The organism is Streptomyces capoamus, assembly GCF_014654935.1.
GTDB classification, from domain to species: Bacteria; Actinomycetota; Actinomycetes; order Streptomycetales; family Streptomycetaceae; genus Streptomyces; species Streptomyces capoamus.
On the sequence record NZ_BNBF01000016.1, the window covers coordinates 38100 to 39776 of the forward strand.

Sequence of the window (1677 nt, forward strand, 5' to 3'; positions counted from 1 at the left end):
CGTCCAGCGCCTCGCCGCCGAAGATCACCGTGCGCAGCGCCAGCCGCGCGCTCACCTCGGGCAGTTCGGCGTCGGCCCGGCTGAGCGGGTAGAACGCGGAGGGGGTCTGGTTGAGGACGGTGACCTGTTCGTCGGCGAGCAGGCGCAGGAAGTCCTCCGGCGAGCGGGCGGTGTCCTCGGGGACGATCACCAGCCGGCCGCCGTGCAGCAGCGGGCCCCACAGCTCCCACACCGAGAAGTCGAAGGCGTAGGAGTGGAACAGCGTCCACACGTCGTCGGGGCCGAAGCCGAACCAGTGCCGGGTGCGGGTGAAGAGCCGGACCACGTTGGCGTGCGGGACGACGACGCCCTTGGGGCGGCCGGTGGAGCCGGAGGTGAAGATGGCGTAGGCGGGGCTCTCGGGCAGCGCGCGGCGGGCCGGACCGCCGGCCGGGCGCCGGGCCAGGTCGGCGCGGACACCGGGGTCGTCCAGCGGGAGGACCGGTACGGCCGTGTCGGGCGCGGTCCGGGTGGTGGTCACGAGCGCCACCGGCCGGGCGTCGGCGAGCAGGTCCCGGACGCGTTCGGCGGGCAGGGCGGGGTCGACCGGCAGGTAGGCGGCACCGGTCTTGAGGACGGCGAGGACCGCCACGACGAGGTCGGTGGAGCGGGGCAGCGCGAGGGCCACGAACGTCTCGGGTCCGGCCCCGAGTTCGGCGAGCCGGTGGGCGAGCCGGGCCGCCCGCGCGTCCAGGCCGGCGTAGTCGAGCCGGTCGTCGCCGCAGCTGACGGCCTCGGCGTCGGGGGTGCGGGCGGCCTGCGCGGCGAACAGGGCGTCCAGGGTGTCGGCGGGCCGGCCCTCCTCGGTGCCGTTCCAGTCGGCCAGCATCCGCCGCCGCTCCTCGGCGGTCGTCCAGGCGAGGGCGCGCACGGGCCGGCCGGGGTCGTCGGCCAGTTCGGTGAGCAGCAGGCACAGCCGGTCGGCGAGGGACCGTACCGTCGCCGTGTCGAACAGCTCGGGGTCGTAGCCGAGGTCGAAGCCGAACCGCTCGCCCTGGTAGGCCCGCAGCACGAGCGGGTAGTTGGTGGCGTCGCGGGCGGAGACGTCCGTGAGGCGGATCCCGGTGCCGGCCGAACGGGCTTCGTCGAAGGGGTAGTTCTCGAACGCGACCATGCTGTCGAACAGCGGGCTGCCGGCGGGCACGTCGCTGAAGGAGGTCAGCTCGGCGAGGGACACCGCGGCGAACCGCCGCGCCTCGGCCTGCGCCTCCTGCAGCTCCCGCAGCCAGTCGGCGGCGGACCGGCCGCCGTCGACGCGGACCCGGGTGGGCAGGGTGTTGATGAACATGCCGACCATCGACTCGACGCCGGGCAGGTCGTCGGGGCGGCCGGAGACGGTGGTCCCGAACAGCACGTCCCGCTCGGCGCCGTACCGGGACAGCAGCAGCGCCCAGGCGCCCTGCACCACCGTGCCGAGGGTGAGGCCGGCCGCGCGGGCGGTGGCGGCGAGCCGCGCGGACACCTCGCCGGACAGGCCGGCGGTGTGCACACGGCCGGAGCGGGTCTCGTGTCCGGGGCGCCGCACGCGGTCGACGGGCAGCGGGGTCGGGGTGGCGAACCCGGCGAGGACGCCGCGCCAGTGTGCGCGCGCGGCCTCGCCGTCCTGGCCGGCCAGCCAGCGCACGTAGTCGGCGAACG

1 protein-coding gene is annotated in these 1677 nt (G+C 76.1%); it reads right to left on the reverse strand.

Annotated features, from left to right (window positions below):
• The coding region (locus IE312_RS41575) for a non-ribosomal peptide synthetase (protein WP_229900388.1) at positions 1–1677 on the reverse strand (1677 nt) is incomplete at both ends.